The organism is Shewanella algidipiscicola, assembly GCF_003605125.1.
Taxonomy (GTDB): Bacteria; Pseudomonadota; Gammaproteobacteria; order Enterobacterales; family Shewanellaceae; genus Shewanella; species Shewanella algidipiscicola.
Map to the genome: position 1 here is coordinate 1 of NZ_QPQT01000014.1, position 19,969 is coordinate 19,969.

The window sequence follows — 19,969 nt, forward strand, 5'->3', positions numbered from 1 at the left end:
CCTAACCGATGGCGTCTATGAAGGGGCCGAAGATTTCACTGTCACCATCGACAGCGTCACCGGCGCCGATGCCACCATTGGTACTGACAATAGCGCCGACACCACCATCGTCGATGCGCAAAACCCTCCAAGCATAGGTAATATTACCAATGTAGCCGTATCTGAAGAGGGTCTAACCGATGGCGTACCTGATAATATCGGCGATACGGATACAACTGATGCAGTGATCGCTAATGGTACCATTGAGCTGCAGGATCCAGACAACGACGAGCTGGAAGTGACTCTCAGCGGACCCGCCGATATTACCTCTGGCGGAGTCGATGTCACTTGGAGTTGGGATGCAGACACTCAAACGCTTACAGGCTCAGCAGGCTCAACTGTCGTGATGAGTATTTCGCTCAAAGCCCCTGATGGTAACAGCAGCGGTGATTGGACTTATGAAGTCACACTGCATGCACCACTGGATCATCCGGTTGCCAACGTTGAAGATGTGCTCAATCTGAATTTCGGTATTGATGTAGCGGATGGTTCTGGAGCGACAGACTCAAGTTCATTCCAAGTTACGGTCGAAGATGATTCGCCCGTTGTCGATTTTGAAGCCATTCAGAATGGGGTTAACACGATTGGCACCTATACAGGAGTCATGAACACGTCAGGTGCTGATAAAGACTATAGTGCCGATCTAAGTAGCAACGTCAATGGATGGGATGCCAACTCTAATACATACTTTGGCGCTTCAGACATCACCGCTGGGGGTAAGACTGTCTTCTTCTTCGTCGATCCGGCCAAGCCAGATCAACTGCTTGCCTATACAAGCAATGAAAATCCTGTGGCCGTTTATGATGAAGATAATCCAGAACAAACATTGATCTTTACGCTCAGCACAGATCCAAACAATGACAGCTATCAACTGGATATACTGCAGAGCATAGATAAGCTCGAAGAGATCGACATAGGTGCATTAGCCGGTGGTAAGGGAGGGATCAGTGGCACCGTTTATGTCACATATGACAGCGCTTCTGACGAATACAACGTTTATAACGATATAAACGCTATTCCCTTAGATGCCAACGTTTCCTTTACCTTATTAGGCCAAGACGCCAATGGTAACCCAGCCGACGTCAATGGTACTAACAATGGTTTCGGGGTTGCTAACCCATGGGTTTCAGAGGGAGAAACTCTGATCATTGAGTACGCTGAAACAGTTGCCAGTGCAAGCTTCAACTTTAATGTGGGTAATGGCGATCCTGAGATGGTGTACTTCAAGGCTTATGATGCCAGCGGTAATCTGCTAGGTGAAGGCGAGATAGGCCCTAATGAAGTTATTAGTGATCTCGGTGCCATAGACTATATAGAACTAAGCGCTGTAACAGCTGATGGCGCCAAGTTCCAACTAACGGGCACGACAGCTCAGGAAATTGTAAGCTCCACAGAATCTTTGGATCTAGGCTTTAACGTTGTTGTCACAGACAGTGATGGCGATCAAACCGATAACAATCTTGATATCCATCTAGAAGCCCCTGGAGAAAACCCAAGCGCTATTATTTCCCACGCATTGGCTAACTTAGACGAATTTGGCTTGCAGGATGATAACCTAGATACGGATCAACAGTCACTGCGATTCAAAGCTGGCGACAGTGAGCTTTCCAACTTTGGCTTCAACTACCATAATGATGATTTCAGCGGAATTACTGTTGAAGGTATCAGAGAAAACTTCCCATTAAGCTGGAGACTGGAAGACGGTTATCTGATTGCCTCTATGCCAGGTAATGGGCCCAATAAAGATGTGCTTAAAATTAGCCTCGATTGGTCAGCCATCGAGGCAGGCAGTGAAGGTAATGTGATTGTTCACGCCGAACTGATGGGCAATCTACCACATAACATAGATGTCGACTCCTTAAAGATTTCGGGAATTGAGATTGTCGGCACAGATAACAACAATCAGACTGCAGTATCGACTCTGGATGTTAAAGTCGACAAATACACTGCGGCTGTGGATGACTTCAAGGAAGTCAGCGAAGGTCAACTGGCTATCGGTAACATTTTTGAAAATGACACAGGTGAATTCAGCAATGGTCAAGACCTAGAATTGACTAGCTTCACTGTAGCCGGAGATAGCCAGGTTTACAGCGCAGGAGAGAGCGTTACAGTCGAAGGTGGCAGCCTGAGCATAGACTTAGATGGTAACTATACCTTTACACCAGACACGAACTGGAACGGTACTGTGCCTGTTATCACCTATGTGACCAATAATGGTGATACTGCGACCCTGACCATCAAGGTCAACAGTGTCAATGATATTCCCACGATTATCACGGCAACAAATACTATCGTCTCAGAGGAAGGACTTATCAATGGCTTGCCAGACTCCGTTGGCAGCAGTGATACAACTAACAGTACCGTGGCAAATGGCACCATTGAGCTTCTAGATGCAGATGGCGATGCCTTGGCAGTCACCCTGACCCCACCAAACGGTGTTACCTCTGGCGGCCAGGCTATCACTTGGCAATGGGATGCAACGACTCATACCCTGACCGGCTCAGTTGGAAGCTCGGCCGTGATGACAGTAACATTAACGCCTCCAGCCACTAATGGCAGCGGTGATTGGAACTATGAGGTTAATTTACTAGGGCCCATCGATCATCCAGATACCAGCATCGAAGATGTCAATGATATGACTTTCATTATTAATGCTGTAGACGGTAATGGTGGCTCTGTTTCAGGTGGTTTTGTGGTCAGCGTTGAAGACGATGCTCCGCACCTGCCCGATACCACACCGGTAACGGTAACAGAGACAGATATTCCTGACACTTTAACAGGTACATTCGATCTCACTTTTTCCGATGATGAGAGTGGTGATAGAAGTGAACTGGACTTTAATGGCTTTACCATCACAGCTAGGGGCTTTACTTCGTCTACAGACCATACTCTGATCTCAGCCAACATCAATGGTAGCGAGTCGGGGATAGGAGTCTCTAGTGTCGGTGCACCTTATCACAACATCGACAATGAGGTTGATTTCCGCGAATTTGCTGATGGTACCGGCGTATCTGAAGAGATCGTCATCGATCTTGATCCCAACACCTTGGCATTTGGCATGAAGATAGGATTTGCCAACATCTTTGGTGGTGAACTCGAAAGCGGCGTGGTTGAATTCTGGCGCGATGGCCAACTGATATCCACCCAAACCTTTAGCTCCGATGATGATAGTGGCGACTATGCTGCCAACTTCAGCGTACAGGATGGTGGCTTCGACCGAGTCGTAATCAAAGCCACCGACAATGGTACCCCTCTCAATAAAGAAGATAACAGCGATTTCACTATTGAATCCATCGAATTTACCGGTACAGGAAATGCACCTGCGATAGCCTATGCTTCAGGTGAAATATCAGCCGAATGGGGGGCCGATGGCCAGGGCAGTCTGGCATTAGTCGGTATGACCGACAGCCCTCTCTTCTCAGCCTCTGGAGAGGCAATTGAAATAACAGTATCGGGCAACACTCTACTGGGACAGACAGATTCTGGAGACTTAGTTTTTAAACTGGAATTTACGCCAACCAGTGGTCATTGGGATTTCTACCAGTATCAGGCCATGCAAGGTACCGATGATGGTGATTTGGACTTTGCCGTTGCCGTAACCGACCGTGATGGTGACTCCTACACGGGAAATATTGCCATTGTACCTGTATTCAATTACGAAGTTACCGAAGCGGGTCCAGGCGATCAAACGCTTGATCTTAACAACGCCGAAGATATTGTTATTGGTGATTTTGATGGCACAGTCATTAATCCAGGACAGGACTATAATATCGCCTTTATGGTTGATAGTTCCGGTAGTATTAGCCGTAGAACACTAAACACAATGAAAACCCAGCTTGAACAGGTATTCGAAACCCTCAAAGAGAGTGCCGATGGACAGCAAAGTGGTACCGTCAAAATATTCTTAGTGGATTTTGACACTAGAGTAGGCAGTAGTATCAGTGTCGATCTGAATAACTCTCAAGCACTGGAAAAATTACAAGACATATTAGACAACATGAAAAGTGGTGGCGGAACTAACTATGAAGATGTCTTTACCACAACAGCCAACTGGTTTGCCAATGGCGATGCTCAGGATAATAGTGATGCCACCAATTTAGCTTTCTTTATTACTGACGGAAAGCCCACCTATTACATTAAAGATGATGGTTCTTTGGGAGGAAATGGTCAAAATACCACAGCGACAACCATTGCAAACTCCAAAGCAGGTTTTGCACTCCTTACAGATCAAGGCATCATAGTCGAAGCCATAGGTATGGGCTCTAATATCGATGAAGACGACTTGGAGTCTTATGATACGGACGGCGATGTACAAACCAATATCGATGCCGACGAACTTGCCGACGCCATTCTCGGCGATCAAGTCTCCAACCAGCCAGGATCAGATACGATTGACGGCGGCGCAGGTAACGACATCATCTTCGGTGATGTTGTTAGATTTGACAATATTCAAGGTCAAGGTTTTAACGCTATCAAGACTTATGTGGCAGGTAAGCTTGGGCAAACAGAGGTAACCAATGCGGAGATCCACAACTATATCCGCGACAACGCCACAGAGTTTGATAGCTCAAGCAGTAATGATCGAGCCGATGCCATTAATGGGGGTGAAGGTAACGACACCCTCTTCGGCCAAGGTGGTGACGATGAGCTTAATGGCGGTAGCGGCAATGATTTATTGTTCGGCGGTACGGGCAATGATGAACTGATTGGTGGTGCAGGTGAGGATGTTCTCATTGGCGGACTAGGTGATGACACCTTAACTGGCGGCGTTGACGCTGATACTTTCGTCTGGCAACAAGGCGATACAGGTACCGACCATATTACTGACTTTAACGTCTCTCAAGACAAGCTCGATCTAAGCGACCTGCTTCAAGGTGAAACTATAAATAACTTAGAAAATTATCTGCACTTCACTGTAGAAAATGGCAACACAACTATCGAAATTGATGCCAACGATGACGGTAATATAGATCAGATGATTGTACTTGATGGTATCGATTTATTTGCTGAGCTTGGTGTTAACAGTGATGCCGAAGTGATTAATTCACTCTTAGGGACTAATGGCGATGGAGCGCTAATCATAGACGATGCAAGTTCTGCTTATTCTAGTAGCAGTACTGAACCGTTAACCCTCTTCACCCCACAAGAGCTTGATACCAAAATTATGTAGTGGATACATAAGATTTGATAGCGCTAATTAGCAACGCTAATTGGCGCTATCAATCATTTTGTTATGTGCGGTTTATACTTCTATAATAAAATCACAACAATGTTTAATAAAATCTTAAGGATATGTTTTTAAGGTGCACTCTACAGCGTCTCCAAAAACTGAGCAATGGACGATTTCAGCCTCGCAACGAGTGACTGTAGACCCTTTGTTAGACAGTTTAGTATTATTAACCGAGTATTTCGGTAGTCCCTGCTCTAGCGAATCTCTGGCCGCAGGTCTACCGCTGTCTGGCAGTGTTTTAACTCCTGAACTTGTACCTCAAGCGGCAGGCAGAGCCGGGCTCACAGCCAAACTAACCCGCAAAGGTTTAGATCAAATTTCGCCTATTTTCCTCCCCTGTATCCTGCTGCTTAAAGACCAAAAGGCCTGCTTACTTCGTGAAATAGATTTAGAAAACGATCGCGCCGTCATTCAGCTGCCCGAAACCGGTGGTGAAGAGCAGCTGACCATAGAAGCGCTCGAAGCTATGTATGTGGGCTATCTCTTTTTAGTCAAGCAACAATATCGTGGTGACATGGGCTTTGATATGCACCTACACGATAATAAAACCCACTGGCTATGGCAGACCCTAAAAGATTCAGCGCCTATCTACCGTGATGCATTAATCGCCTCGGTATTAGTTAACTTATTTGCACTGGTATCGCCGCTATTTATCATGAATGTCTACGATAAAGTGGTACCAAACCTTGCCTTTGAATCTCTGTGGGTATTGGCGATTGGGGCGGGTATTGCGTATATCTTCGATTTTATTATGCGACAGCTACGCGCCTACCTAATTGATGTTGCTGGTAAAAAAGTCGATATTATCGTGTCATCACAGCTCTTTGCCAAAGCCATTGGTATCCCATTAGAAAAACGTTCTCCCAGTGTAGGGGGAATGGCTAGGCAATTGGGTGAATTTGACAGTATTCGCGAGATATTAACATCGGCCACTATCACCACCTTAGTGGATCTTCCGTTTGCCATATTTTTCGTCATCGTCATCTATATCGTGGCTGGCGACTTGGCAATTATCCCCTTAATTGGGGGCGCCATTATTATCGTCTATACCTTATTTATGCAGCCTCGGCTTAAGGTCGCTATCGAGGAGAGTAATAAATTTGCTAGCTTAAAGCATGGCCATCTTATTGAATCGCTTGCCTCTTTAGAGTCAATCAAATCTAGTGGTGCTGAGGGGCTAGTGCAAAAAAGCTGGCAACAGATGATAGGCCACACCGCTAACTGGCAATTAAAGGCAAAAAAAATATCAACATCAGTCACCAATATTGCCAATTTCATAGTGCAACTGTCAGTCGTTTGCGTGGTTATTTTAGGGGTTTATCGAGTCGCAGATAACGCAATATCTATGGGTGGCATTATTGCCGCGGTGATTTTATCGAGCCGTGCCATCTCGCCAATGGCCCAGTTAGCCGGCTTAATGACCCGTGGTAATCATACCGCCAGCGCCCTGCGTCAGCTCGATCAGATAATGACGCAAGAAGATGAGTTTCAACATAAGGGGCACTTGGTCAGCAAACAGCGCCTACAAGGGCAAATTAACGCCGACCATGTCAGTTTTAACTACCCGGGCTCTGAACGACCAATACTGCACCCAATGACTTTATCTATATCACCGGGTGAGCGCGTTGCGATTATCGGCCGTAACGGCTCAGGTAAAAGTACCTTGGCTAAACTCCTTGTGGGCTTATATCAGCCCACTAAAGGTAGCCTGCGCTACGATGGTCTCGATGCTGCCCAAATACATCCTACCGATTTACGACGTAACTTTGGCTATTTACCACAGGACATTACGCTATTTCATGGCACCATTCGTGACAACATTCTATTTGGAACGCGCCAAGTGACCGAGCATCAATTGATTCGTGCAGTACAACTCTCGGGCGTCAACCAATTTACCGATATAGAGACCGAAGGCTTAGATCAACAAGTAGGTGAAGGTGGGCAATCTTTATCACGCGGTCAGCGCCAAACCATTGCCCTTGCCAGAGCAACCCTTAACGATCCACCCGTTTTACTCATGGATGAGCCTACTGCAAGCTTGGATGCCCGCGCCGAAAAGCAATTTATTCGCGCCATGAAAAACGTCACTAAAGAGAGAACTTTACTGCTGATCACTCATAAAATGCATCTGCTTAGCTTAGTCGATCGCATCATAGTATTAGATCGTGGCCATATCGTGGCCGACGGTCCGAAAGACACCGTACTCAATCAGCTCACCAAAGGGCTATTATCAGGAGGTCCAAAGAGTGAGTAAACACTTAACGACCCATGATTTAGAGATGGTAGATGACGTTTATGGCGCCATGATGACCGATGCACCAACTAGCCATAGGCTGATTATTTGGGCTTTGTCGGCATTAGTTGTGTGTTTTTTATTGTGGGCCTATTTTGCCGAATTAGATCGCGTCACTACTGGCATGGGTAAAGTCATTCCCTCGTCGCAAATTCAGGTGATCCAAAGTTTGGATGGCGGCATTATGCAAGAGCTATACGTTCAAGAAGGGATGATCGTCACTAAGGGGCAGCCTTTAGTACGTATCGATGATACCCGCTTTAAATCTGACTTTGCCCAGCAAGAACAAGAGGTTTATAGCCTGCAGGCTAATGTATTGCGCCTGCGCACCGAACTTAACAGTATCACCATTTCCGATGTCGCATCGGATTGGCGCGAGCAGGTCAAAATTGTTAAACAGCCACTACTGTTTTCGCAAACACTCATAGATAACGAACCCGACTTGGTTCGACGTCAACAAGAAGAGTATGAGGGACGCCTTGATAATCTCAGCAACCAACTTGAAATTTTAGCGCGCCAGATCCAGCAAAAACAACAAGAAACCCAAGAGCTGGCATCAAAAATATCAACGTTAACCACCAGTTTTCAGTTGGTAACACGAGAATTAGAGCTAACACGTCCACTGGCTAAAAAAGGCATAGTGCCAGAAGTTGAGCTACTCAAACTCGAACGTATCGTCAACGATATTCGCGGTGAACTGGCTTCGGTTAGATTGTTACGCCCAAAGGTTAAGGCATCACAAGATGAAGCAATTTTAAAGCGCCGAGAAGCATTATTTGTATTTGCCGCTGATACACGAACTCAGCTCAATGAGATGCAAACTCGCCTGTCTCGTATTAATGAGGCGCAAGTGGGCGCGCAAGACAAAGTCAGCAAAGCCGAAATAGTCTCGCCAGTCAACGGCACCATTAAAACTGTTCATATCAATACCTTAGGTGGAGTTGTTCAGCCTGGCATTGATATTATCGAAATTGTACCGTCAGAAGATCAGCTACTGATTGAAACCAAAATTTTGCCAAAAGATATCGCGTTTTTACATCCTGGCTTACCCGCCGTTGTTAAAGTGACCGCTTATGACTTTACCCGTTATGGTGGTTTAAATGGCGTTGTGGAGCACATCAGTGCCGATACAACACAGGACGAAGAGGGGAACAGTTTCTATCTTGTAAGGGTTAGAACTGAATTATCAAGTTTGACGAAAGACGATGGAACCTTAATGCCCATAATTCCGGGGATGTTGACCTCGGTAGATGTAATAATTGGGCAAAGGTCCGTGCTGGAGTACATACTTAATCCAATTTTAAGAGCAAGAGATACTGCTCTACGTGAACGTTAAGTTCACAAAAATTAACCAGGGGGGTTACAACATGAGTAAGCAAACTGTACGTCAGCTAAAACGCAGCGCCATGGCGCTAGCTATTAGCGCGATGTTACTACCAGGAGTCGGTTCTAGCCAAACACTAGAACAAGCAGTCGCTCACACACTGGATACCAATCCTGATATTCGTATCGCGTTTAACCGTTTTAAAGCACGTGAAGAGCAAGTGAGCCAAGCATATGCAGGCTACATGCCTACGGTCGATATTAGCGGTGGTTATGGCTGGGAGCAAACCAACAGCCCATCAACCCGCAGGAAGGCCGGCCAAGGCGATGTTGATAGCGATGGCGTTATCGAGCTCACTCGTGGTGAAGCCGGCTTTAGCATCAAACAGATGTTATTCGATGGTTTCTATACCTCTAGCGAAGTCGATCGTTATAGCTTTGAAGCCAGCGCCGATCAATGGGCACTGTTTGCCGCAGCCGAAGATATTGCACTCGATGTTGCCAATGTCTACATCAACTATATCCGCGCCGAACAGGTATTAACCTTGGCAGAAAAAAACCTGCAAAGTCATAAAGACATTTACGACCAAATTAAGCAGCGTACCGATTCTGGCTTAGGCTCTATTGCCGATTTATCACAGATAACGGGTCGTCTTGCACGCGCCAATGCCAATGTGATTTCGGCGAAAAACAATTTTTATGATGCCAAAGCGCAGTTCATCAGAATTGTCGAAAAAGAACCTGAAAACCTCATTGTCCCTGTACCCGATGATGACATGCTACCAGCGGACTTAAACAGCAGTATTCAAATTGCTCAAGACAATCATCCGGTACTAAAATCGGCGGCTAGCGATATCTCGGCAGCCGAATATGAACGCTCATCGGCACAATCTAATTATTATCCCAAGCTGACTTTAGAACTGGGTGGTAATTGGAATAACGATATCGACGGTGAAGATGGTTATTCACCGATTGCCTCGCAAAATGTGGGCGGGCATAGCAATGACTTAGTGGCCATGGTTCGAGTCAAATATAACTTGTTTGCGGGTGGTAAAGATGTGGCTCGTGAAAAAGAGGCCGCCTACAAACTGGGCGAAGCGAAAGAGATTCGCCAACGCGCTTATCGTCAAGTCGTCGAAGGGGTTAACTTAGCCTGGAATGCCTATGAACTGCTCGAGCCTCAAAAGATGTATATCCGTGACCATGTTATTGCTGCCAAAGATACTCAGGTAGCTTATAGCCAGCAGTTTAATCTAGGTCAGCGTACTCTGCTCGATTTACTCGATACAGAAAACGAACTATTTGAAGCACGTAAGGATTATTTAGAAGCCGAGTACGATGAGATCATTTCTGAATACCGCATTCTCAATGCCACAGGAAAATTATTAGAATCACTTCGTGTTACTCGTCCCGATGTATGGAAGGGTGAACGTGAATATGAAGGGGGAGTTAAATAATGAAAGCTCTATTAATACTCGTCAGTATCGCCTTAATTGGTGGCTGTTCTATGCGTGACACAGTCAACATGGACACTCCTACAGAGCAGGCATTTGACCTCAATGACAATGACAGAGATGGTGTCATTGTTGCCAGAGAGCGCTGCAACAACACCATCGAAGGGGCAACTATCGATAACTATGGCTGTGGTAAAATCAAACCGATTAACGAACGGCAAGAGTTAAAAATATTGTTTGCTAACGATTCTTTCTACATTGATCCTCAGTATTATGACCAGGTAGAAACCGTTGCGACATTTATGAGACAGTACCCTAATACCCAAGTTACAATCGAAGGCCACTGTAGTAAAACAGGCTCTTATGATCACAACTTAACTCTGTCACAAAACAGAGCAAATGCGGTAAGCTCATTACTGTCAGAACGTTTTGGTATTGATAATGGTCGAGTGACTGCCATTGGCTACAGCTATGACCGCCCCGTTGATCCGACTCACACGCCAGAAGCGCATAAACGCAATCGCCGCGTGATCGCTGAATTAACCGGGGAAGACACCACTGCCGATATGAAGTGGAATATCTATACTGTGGACGAAGAAGTTAAATAACCCAAAATAGTCGGAGAACATGAACACAAAATTTGGCGGACATCGACAATTATTAAAGGTCTGCCAACTTAGTGTGGTGGCGATGACCTTAGGGTTCTCATGCCTATATGCCTCTCCGACTCATCAACTGGACGCAAACCGTATCACCTCAACTTTAGAGAGCAGATACGGTGAGCGCGCCGGGAAACGCGCTAAAGCCTGGTTTAAGGTACTTAATGAAGCGCAGGGACTGAACGAGCTAGAAAAAATCACTAAAGTGAATAATTTTTTCAATCTATTTCGGTTTGTCGACGACATTAAGCTTTGGGGTGATAGCAACTACTGGGCTAGTCCAATGGAATTTATTGGTGTCAATGGCGGTGACTGTGAAGACTTTTCTATCGCAAAATATTTCACCCTGCTGCAACTTGGCATCGACGATGACAAATTACGCATCACTATGGTCAAAGCCACCTCAGTTAACCAATACCACATGGTGCTGGCCTATTATGAAACACCAGGCTCAATTCCCTTAGTACTTGATAATCTCGATCGCACCATAAAACCAGCAACGCAACGAAACGATCTTATTCCTGTATACAGTTTCAATGGTCGACAGCTGTGGTTAAACAAAGAGAAAGGACGAGGTGTGCTTGCAGGCTCATCTGAACGTCTTGAAAAATGGAATGATCTCAAACAAAGATTGGGTGTAGAGCGACTGAGAATGCCCAAATTAAGATTGGAGTAGCTAGAACAATGACACTGTTTCGACAGATATACTCACTGCTTTTGGGCCTATTTTTGGTCGTTGTCGTTAGCTTGGCTTACGTGCAGTTTACCGAGACCCAAAGTTTCTTAACCAAACAGATGGAATCTGACCTGAATAACACCAGCCACAGTTTAGGGATCATGCTAGTTCCCGACTTAGAAGCTGGCGACATTGTCGGCGCCGAAACCTTGATAAATGTGATCTTTGAAGGCGGTTACTATCAGCAAGTCAAACTGACATGGTTGATTGATGGTAAGCAACAAGTATGGGAAAACTCAGTTAAAATTGAAGGCGTTCCGCAATGGTTTATCGATCTAGGCTTTTTTGATACCATCAGCCGCGAAAGCACCATCACCTCAGGTTGGCTCCAATTAGCCAAGCTAGAAATAACCGCTCACCCAGGCTTTGGGTATAACGAGCTATGGCGCACCATGACTAATTCTATTATAGCGATTTCTATTCTGTTTTTAATCGCCATTATGCTGGCTCGCTTCGGACTTACCTGGATTCTTAAACCTCTGCACGATATCGCGGAACACGCCACAGAAGTGTCCAAGCGCAAGTTTGGTCCAGATTTGCCACTGCCAAAAACCACTGAGCTAAAGTCGGTCGTATCGGCCTTTAATAGCATGTCTCATCAGCTGAAAAAAATATTCAACTCACTCGATGAAGAAGTGACTGAGTTAAGAAAGAAAAATTTAGTCGACCAAGTTTCAGGCCTGCCTAACCGCCAATACATGATGGCACGTATCCATAGCTGGCTAAGCGAGCCTAATAATGGCGCATTAATGATGGCTAAGTTCGACTGGCTAGAGGAGGTGCACAGTAAATATGGTTACCAAGTACGTGATGAGACCATACGTTTACTTGCACAAAGACTGCAACAACAGCTCGATGAAATAGCGCCTTCTGTAATTGCCCGTATTGCTGCGTATGAATTTGCTTTTCTAATCACCAGCGCCGAACAAGAGCAAAGCAGCAAATACTTACACACGCTCATTAGAACTGTGAATCAGGAAATGTCTAAGGCAGGCTGTAAGCCTAATGAACAATTTGCTATCGGTATCGCCCACCGTACAGATTCGATGACAGTTTCAGAGTTGTTGTCACAAACAGACAATGCATTACAACAAGCTATCGCCGAAAATAACGTTTTCCACTGGTTTGAAAGCGATGAAAAACAGCTCTATAGCAAAGAGCAGTGGCGCGAACAACTTAGCGCGGCGATCACGGAAAAGCGCTTTCAATTTAAATGGCAGTCCGTGTATCTCAATAATCAAACCACAGTGTTACAGCGCGAGCTGTATTGCCAATTAACCATTGGCGAGACAGAGATCCATGCAGGACAATTTATGCCTTATGTTGAACTCTTATCATTGGGCTCTTTACTGGACCGCTGTCTTATCGAGTCCATTGTAGACAATGGCATTATTGAAAAAAATGATGAACCTATTGCGATTAATCTGACATTCCACAGCCTACGTGACCTTGAATTTCACAAATGGTTAAATCAATTTCTCCGCAATAGCCATTTTAGCCAAAGGATTGTTTTTGATATTCCCGAAGCGGGTATCTATAGCGATCCTGACGCCTGTCAGGCTCTGTGTGCCATTATTAGAGATAATGGTGCACACTTTGGCATCGACCATTTTGGTCGTCAATTTGGCTCAATGGCTTACCTACAGACACTACGCCCAAGTTATGTCAAATTGGATCAGTCCTTCGCTTACTACGATGAAAATGAACACAGTAGCGAACTCTGCCGCGCCCTAGTTAACGTGGCTAAAGGCCTCGATATTCAGGTCATTGTCACAGGTATCGAAGAGCAAGCGCAGCTAGCTAGGTTTGAACCACTCAAAACCGAGGCTTATATGGGTTATATTTCTCCACCAGAAAAAGTGCTCAACTAATAATAAAAAAGCTGCCAATGGCAGCTTTTTTATTATTCACAGACCAGCAGTAAAGACTGCAACAGACGGATAAAAATCGATGGGCTCTGGTTAAACTTCAGGATGTAAGCCGGCAACACGAGTGCAGATGCAGAGCAACCAGCATGATGATCGCCAGCATAAATCGCCGCCATTACAAATAAGACAAATAAGCTTCTCTGTCACAGCCCATACACTAGGACCTGTAGATCTTTGCTGGTTGAATTTTGCTCGAGACAAAAACGTTTTAATCGAGGCGAGTGGATTGCAGCCTAGTCATCTAAGCAAAATTCACTTAACAAAGAGTAAAGCGTTTTTAGCCGAACTCTTCGGGCAGCGTTTGTTGGGTATTTCTACTGCGTTCTCAGCTTTTTATGTTAATAACTACACCACAAAGCTTCTGCCTTGTATAAATACCCAACAATTCGCGGCAAAAACAACCTTGAAAGATCAACAGGGCATACAGGGCAACATAGCCAAAACGAAAAAAGCCTTCTGACTATTCAGAAGGCTTTCGAAAGTGGTCGGTGATAGAGGATTCGAACCTCTGACCCTCTGGTCCCAAACCAGATGCGCTACCGGGCTGCGCTAATCACCGAAAATCTTTAATTTATTGCAAATATCGAGACAGGCTCGCTATTTTATAATGTGGTCGGTGATAGAGGATTCGAACCTCTGACCCTCTGGTCCCAAACCAGATGCGCTACCGGGCTGCGCTAATCACCGAGTCTCTACTTAAACAGTAGTAGATGTTTAATGAGGTCACCCTCAATGTTGGATAAGAAGTAATGGGGTGACTGATGGGACTTGAACCCACGACAACCGGAATCACAATCCGGGGCTCTACCAACTGAGCTACAATCACCACTGATATTACTGCTTACTTGCTAACTTTAACCTCAAATCCAACTGGTGCACCCAGAAGGATTCGAACCCTCGGCCTCACCCTCCGGAGGGGTGCGCTCTATCCAGCTGAGCTATGGGTGCCTGCCTTGTTAGCGCCGCATATAATATGGATTAATTACCTGTTCGTCTATAGCAAACATCGATTTTTTTATGCGTTTGCTCAACTTTTAACAGATTTACGCCTCTGACAGCCCATTTAGGTCAAAATTCACTGCAGTAGTCAAAATAATGACTTGGTACTGTTTCTTTTTTATGCTATTTATAACCCTCATCTAATACAGTCACAGATATGATAATTATAAGAAATTGGCGGTGTCATGTTTAGGGAAGAAACAGACCAACTTGCAGATCGTGATATAGACAAATTAAGCAAAAGGATTACCCGCTTAAAAAGTCTGGCGCGAAAATATAAGCGCTCTGAGGTGATTCAGAATGCTTTACTCGATATTTCCAATATTGCTGCAAGTGCAAAACGTGCCGATGATTTTTATTCAGGCGTTCAACGAAACCTCAACAAACTTTTACCTGCTGATAATTTTTTCATTGCCCTACTTAACAGTAATACCAATGAGTTGAATGTTCCCTTTTTCATCGATGAAAAAGATCCCCACCCCAGCCAGCTTTTTCCATCGGAAAAAATTTCCAATGCGCTATACAGCGGATTGACCGGCTATGTGTTTCGTCAACAACAAGCGTTACTATGCGACAATGACAAGTTTAATCAGCTAATCGCAGCCAAAGAAATTGTCAGTCGCGGTTCTACTTGCCATCAATGGCTTGGGGTTCCTATCTTCAGCGGTGGACAGACCATAGGTGTACTGGCCGTTCAAAGTTATAATCCAGAGATCAGTTATGGCGATATTGAACTCGAACTGATCACCTTTATTAGTCAACATGTCTCAGGTGTAATTGAACGGGTGCAGTATCAGCACAACCTTGAAACCGCTATCGAGCATCGAACCAAAGAACTGAGTCTGGCTTACGACAAGCTCAAGCAAGAGGTGAATGAAAGACGCCGAGCAGAGCATCTGCAAAAATCACTATTTGAAATTGCCGAACTGTCTAACTCAAATATCGATGACACTGTGTTCTACACTGAATTACATCGGGTGATAAGCCATCTGTTACCCGCTAATAACTGCTACATCGGCTTGCTCGACGACAGTGGCCGCTATTTAAACTTTCCCTTCTATGTGTCTCAATTAAACACTGATATACCCTCTATACGTCCGCTCGCCGACGGTTTAGTTGAATTTATACTGAAACACAAGAAACCCATATTACTCGAAAAGTCTGATATCAAAGCACTGATCGACGCTAAGCAACTGTATGCTATCGCGCCCCAACTCAATCATACAGATACCATTAATCAGTGGATCGGCGTACCACTGTTTATCCAAGGAGTGGTCAAAGGTGCCTTGACCATTTACAGCTTTAGCGCTTCTCACACCTATCAAGAAAAAGATCTCGGCCTATTAACTTTTGTGTCGCAGCATATTGCCACCGCTATTGAACGTAAATTATCGGCCGAATCATTAAAGCAAAGTTATGAACAGTTAGAAGAAAAAGTCGCCCAGCGTACTCGCGCATTAGCCATGCTTAACCAAGACTTAGAAAAAGAGATCAGTCAGCGGCGCAAAGTTGAGCAACAGTTAGTACATGATGCCTGCCATGATATTCTGACCGGCTTACCTAATCGGGCACGGTTTATGGAGCGCTTAGGTCAAGCGGTTAAACATGTCAGACGCCATGGCTTAGACCGTTTTGCTTTACTGTTTATCGACTTAGATCGTTTTAAGCTGATCAATGACACCTTAGGACATTTACAAGGCGATCGTTTTTTGATTGAAACGGCTCGACGACTTAACCTGTGTATCCGTGATAACGACACACTGGCACGCATTGGTGGTGATGAATTTGTCATCCTGCTCGATAGCATTCACGACAGCAATGACGCAATTGAAGTAGCCGAACGGATTCTCGGTAAACTATCGATTCCTTACCAGCTAGCCCAGCAGAGCTTTACCTCCGGGGCCAGCATTGGTATTGCATTTAGTGGTCAAAACAACAACGACACCAGCGAATCTTTGCTCAAAGATGCCGATACAGCTATGTATCAGGCAAAATCGAATGGTAAAGGCTGTTATGTTGTCAGCGACAACCGCACAAGAGGAAAACAGGCACACGACATCACTTTAGAATTAGAATTGCGAGAAGCCTTAGTCAACAAAAGTTTAGCTCTACAATACTTCCCCATTATGACTCTAGACAGTCAAGAAATATTGGCCTATGAGCCAAGACTCTATTGGCAACATGAGCAATTGGGTAAGCTTAAACAGGCACAACTCAGTAATATCGCAGAGCATTGTAATCTCACCAAAGAGCTCGACCTTTACTTATTTGAGCAACTTAATCTCGATTACCCTCAGCTAGTGACCCTAAGTGGCCCGATACAACTGCATTTACATGTTTCTAGTCGCCACTTAAAACATAAACATGCGGTGCGCAAACTTAAAAATCGCCTTAAACAGAGCTGCAGCAAACCTGAAATGATCTGGATGTTTTTTAATGAAAAAGCGTTTGTGCAAGATACTGAAAGCCATATCAATGCGTTTGAAATGTTACATAAACTCGGCATCAATCTCGGGCTGCATGCCTATGGTAGCGCCCACAGCGCCTTGAGTAGCCTTAGCTTTTTACCATTAAGCGGCCTTAAGCTTGACCCCAGTTATATTAGCCACTTAAGTCACCCTCAGCATCAAAAGCTGCTTACCGCCCACCAACTCGCTGCTAACGCATTAGATTTAAAAATATTTGTGCAGGGGGTCAAAACCGAGGTTCAGCACCAACAGCTGCTAAACCTCGGTTTCCATCAGGGGCAGGGACTGGCACTCGGTAAGTCGATTGATTCAAAAACCTTACCCCAAACCAAGCGGGAATCTGATAGTTTGTATGCCTAATGACTCAACGCCATAAGGTCAGCGCAACACTACTTCTTAAACATATCACGTATGTTGGCAATATTGGCTTTACCTGATTGCACCCGCTGCTGCTCGGTTTGTGCAGGCTTGCGGTTTTCCCAAATCAGATCGTCTTGAGGCAACTCAAGCAAGAAGCGGCTAGGTTCACAACGCATTACCTCGCCAAACTGACGCCGCTCACGGCAGATCATAAACCACAAGTCCTTTTGTGCACGGGTAATGCCCACGTAAGCCAGACGCCTTTCCTCCTCGACGTTGTCTTCGTCGATACTGCTTTGGTGCGGCAAGATGCGCTCCTCAACCCCGACCATAAACACGTAAGGAAACTCCAGCCCTTTGGAGGCATGCAAGGTCATTAGCTGTACTTGATCGCCCGCTTCATCTTCGCTGTTACGCTCCATCATGTCGCGCAATGTTAAACGCGTCACCACCTCAGGTAAGGTCATGCCCTCATCAAGATCGTCACCTTGCAGCATTTCGGTCACCCAGCGATACAGCTCCGAGATGTTTTTCATGCGCATCTCAGCAGCCTTGGCGCTGGTGCTGGTTTCGTATAGATAATCTTCGTAATTGATATTACGAATAAGGCGCTTAACCGCTTCTACGGGTTCACCACGATTGGCCTCTTCACCCATATCGACGATAAATTTGCCAAACTTATATAACGACGCCATTGCCGCAGGTGGTAAATGATGATTAAGCTCGCCTTGAAAAATCGCCTCAAACATCGAAATTTGTTTTTCGTTGGCATAATTGCCTAAACGTTCCAGTGTCGCAGGGCCAATACCACGTTTAGGCAGATTAACTACCCGTAAAAAGGCATTATCGTCGTCAGGATTTACCACTAAGCGCAAATACGCCATGATATCTTTAATCTCGGCGCGGCCAAAAAATGAGGTGCCGCCACTGAGCTTATAGGGAATGCGATTGGTCATTAAGGCACGCTCTAACAAGCGTGATTGATGGTTACCACGATACAAGATAGCGTAATCACCAAACTGGGTTCTACCAACAAATTTATGCCTGATCATCTCGGCAATCACCCGCTCAGCTTCTTGCTCTTCATTGGCTGCCATCAATACCCGCAGCGGCTCGCCATAGGCCAGCTCACTGAACAGTGACTTGTCATATACGTGGGGATTATTGGCAATCAATATATTGGCGGCGCGCAAAATACGCTGGCTGGAGCGATAGTTTTGCTCGAGTTTAATCAGCCTTAATGAGGGGAAATCTTTACCCAATAACACTAGGTTTTGTGGTTTAGCGCCACGCCATGAGTAAATAGACTGATCGTCATCACCCACCACAGTAAAGCGGGCACGCTCACCCACCAGCAATTTAACCAGCTCATATTGGCTGGTGTTAGTATCTTGGTACTCATCGACCAATAAATATTGAATCCGCTTTTGCCAACGCTCTCTCACCTCTTGATTATGCCTTAGCAGCAACGTAGGCAATAAAATGAGGTCATCAAAATCTAATGCGTTATAGGCCTTCATATGCTGAGCATAGCGCTGATATAACAAGGCAAATAACTGCGACTGCTCATCTTTGGCGAGTTTGCGCGCCTGAGCGGGGATCACCAAATCGCCCTTCCAGTTTGAAATAGCAGTCATTAACAGGCGCAGCAGATCTTTATCCCCATCGAGTTCGTTTTCAGTTAACTCTTTAAGTAGCGCGAGGGAGTCTTGATCATCAAACAGTGAAAAGCCGGGCTTTAATCCCAATACTTTATACTCACGTTTAATGATCTCCAGCCCTAAGGTGTGGAAGGTTGAAATCCATAAACCGCGCGCTTCTTTACGCCCCATAGATTGAGCGACACGCTCTTTCATCTCGCGAGCCGCTTTGTTGGTAAAGGTCACCGCGGCAATCGTTTTGGCTTGATATCCGCACTTTTGTACCAGATAAGCAATTTTATTAATGATCACGCGTGTCTTACCACTACCTGCGCCAGCTAAGACGAGGCAAGGGCCTGAAACATAATGAACAGCATCATTTTGACCGGGATTGAGCTTCATGAATTTACAACTACCAAGCAGATAAAAGGGTCTAAATTAGAGGCAGATCATACCAGAATCTGCGCCCATCTATTGAGATAAAATAACCAGCGGCTTTTTAATTTGTTATCCGCAGTAGCTCAGGTACAATTCTCAGCATATTGACTTGATTGCCCAGAGGCGAAAAACCATGATTAACCCAAAGAAAATTGAAGAGATGGCTAAGCAGCTTAGCGATAACCTTCCTAGTGGCCTAAAACAATTTGCTGGCGAATTCGAAGATAAAAGTAAGCAAATTTTACAAAATCAGCTGATGAAACTCGATGTGGTGTCACGCGAAGAGTTTGACGTACAACAACACGTTCTGCTTAAAACCCGTGAAAAACTCGAAGCCCTACAAGCCCAAGTCGATGCCTTAGAAGCCAAGCTCAACCAAGCCGCAGGTGAATAAGCAGAGCC

The 19,969-nt window shown here is 45.2% G+C and carries 11 protein-coding genes and 4 tRNA genes; 10 read left to right on the forward strand and 5 right to left on the reverse strand.

What is annotated here, in order from left to right:
* The 8 genes from DVO77_RS14740 to DVO77_RS19390 form a co-directional block, all read left to right on the forward strand.
* The coding region (locus DVO77_RS14740; RefSeq protein WP_119978860.1) for a type I secretion C-terminal target domain-containing protein at nucleotides 1-5,209 on the forward strand (5,209 nt) is incomplete at its 5' end.
* Between the two features lie 133 nt (nucleotides 5,210-5,342).
* Nucleotides 5,343-7,523: a type I secretion system permease/ATPase gene (locus tag DVO77_RS14745; RefSeq protein WP_119978861.1), complete on the forward strand. Its 2,181-nt coding sequence runs from the start codon at nucleotides 5,343-5,345 to the stop codon at nucleotides 7,521-7,523.
* The gene (locus tag DVO77_RS14750; RefSeq protein ID WP_119978862.1) at nucleotides 7,516-8,898 is read left to right on the forward strand and encodes an HlyD family type I secretion periplasmic adaptor subunit; all 1,383 of its coding nucleotides are present in this window, start codon (nucleotides 7,516-7,518) and stop codon (nucleotides 8,896-8,898) included. Before DVO77_RS14745 ends, DVO77_RS14750 begins: the two co-directional genes overlap by 8 nt.
* Nucleotides 8,899-8,929: 31 nt before the next feature.
* Entirely contained in the window at nucleotides 8,930-10,342 is a 1,413-nt protein-coding gene (locus DVO77_RS14755; protein WP_119978863.1) for a TolC family outer membrane protein, read from the forward strand.
* Nucleotides 10,342-10,947, forward strand: a complete 606-nt coding sequence (locus tag DVO77_RS14760) for an OmpA family protein (protein WP_110459077.1) — start codon at nucleotides 10,342-10,344, stop codon at nucleotides 10,945-10,947. The genes DVO77_RS14755 and DVO77_RS14760 overlap by 1 nt, the downstream gene beginning before the upstream one ends.
* Nucleotides 10,948-10,966: 19 nt before the next feature.
* Nucleotides 10,967-11,674 carry a transglutaminase-like cysteine peptidase gene (locus DVO77_RS14765; RefSeq protein ID WP_119978864.1) on the forward strand — a complete coding sequence of 236 codons (708 nt, stop codon included), beginning with the start codon at nucleotides 10,967-10,969 and terminating at the stop codon, nucleotides 11,672-11,674.
* A gap of 8 nt (nucleotides 11,675-11,682) precedes the next feature.
* Nucleotides 11,683-13,605, forward strand: a complete 1,923-nt coding sequence (locus DVO77_RS14770; RefSeq protein ID WP_119978865.1) for a bifunctional diguanylate cyclase/phosphodiesterase — start codon at nucleotides 11,683-11,685, stop codon at nucleotides 13,603-13,605.
* Between the two features lie 127 nt (nucleotides 13,606-13,732).
* On the forward strand, nucleotides 13,733-14,122 hold the full coding sequence (locus DVO77_RS19390; RefSeq protein WP_119978866.1) for a hypothetical protein: 390 nt from the start codon (nucleotides 13,733-13,735) through the stop codon (nucleotides 14,120-14,122).
* Nucleotides 14,123-14,144: 22 nt separating this feature from the next.
* Here DVO77_RS19390 and DVO77_RS14780 read toward each other — a convergent pair.
* The 4 genes from DVO77_RS14780 to DVO77_RS14795 all read right to left on the reverse strand — a co-directional run bounded on the left by DVO77_RS14780 (nucleotide 14,145) and on the right by DVO77_RS14795 (nucleotide 14,610).
* Nucleotides 14,145-14,221 (reverse strand) — tRNA-Pro (locus DVO77_RS14780).
* 51 nt (nucleotides 14,222-14,272) lie between these two features.
* A tRNA-Pro gene (locus DVO77_RS14785) sits at nucleotides 14,273-14,349 on the reverse strand.
* A 63-nt stretch (nucleotides 14,350-14,412) separates the two neighbouring features.
* Nucleotides 14,413-14,488, reverse strand: a tRNA-His gene (locus tag DVO77_RS14790).
* Between the two features lie 45 nt (nucleotides 14,489-14,533).
* Nucleotides 14,534-14,610: transfer RNA gene (locus tag DVO77_RS14795), tRNA-Arg, on the reverse strand.
* Nucleotides 14,611-14,846: 236 nt separating this feature from the next.
* Between DVO77_RS14795 and DVO77_RS14800 the strand changes: the two genes are divergently transcribed.
* Entirely contained in the window at nucleotides 14,847-17,489 is a 2,643-nt protein-coding gene (locus tag DVO77_RS14800; protein WP_119978867.1) for a sensor domain-containing diguanylate cyclase, read from the forward strand.
* Between the two features lie 29 nt (nucleotides 17,490-17,518).
* On the opposite strand, the gene rep is transcribed toward DVO77_RS14800, so the two are convergent.
* Entirely contained in the window at nucleotides 17,519-19,531 is a 2,013-nt protein-coding gene (gene rep, locus DVO77_RS14805; protein ID WP_119978868.1) for a DNA helicase Rep, read from the reverse strand.
* A gap of 169 nt (nucleotides 19,532-19,700) precedes the next feature.
* Between rep and ubiK the strand changes: the two genes are divergently transcribed.
* Nucleotides 19,701-19,961, forward strand: coding sequence for a ubiquinone biosynthesis accessory factor UbiK (gene ubiK / locus DVO77_RS14810; RefSeq protein ID WP_110459072.1), 261 nt, complete (start codon nucleotides 19,701-19,703; stop codon nucleotides 19,959-19,961).
* Nucleotides 19,962-19,969 lie beyond the last annotated feature (8 nt).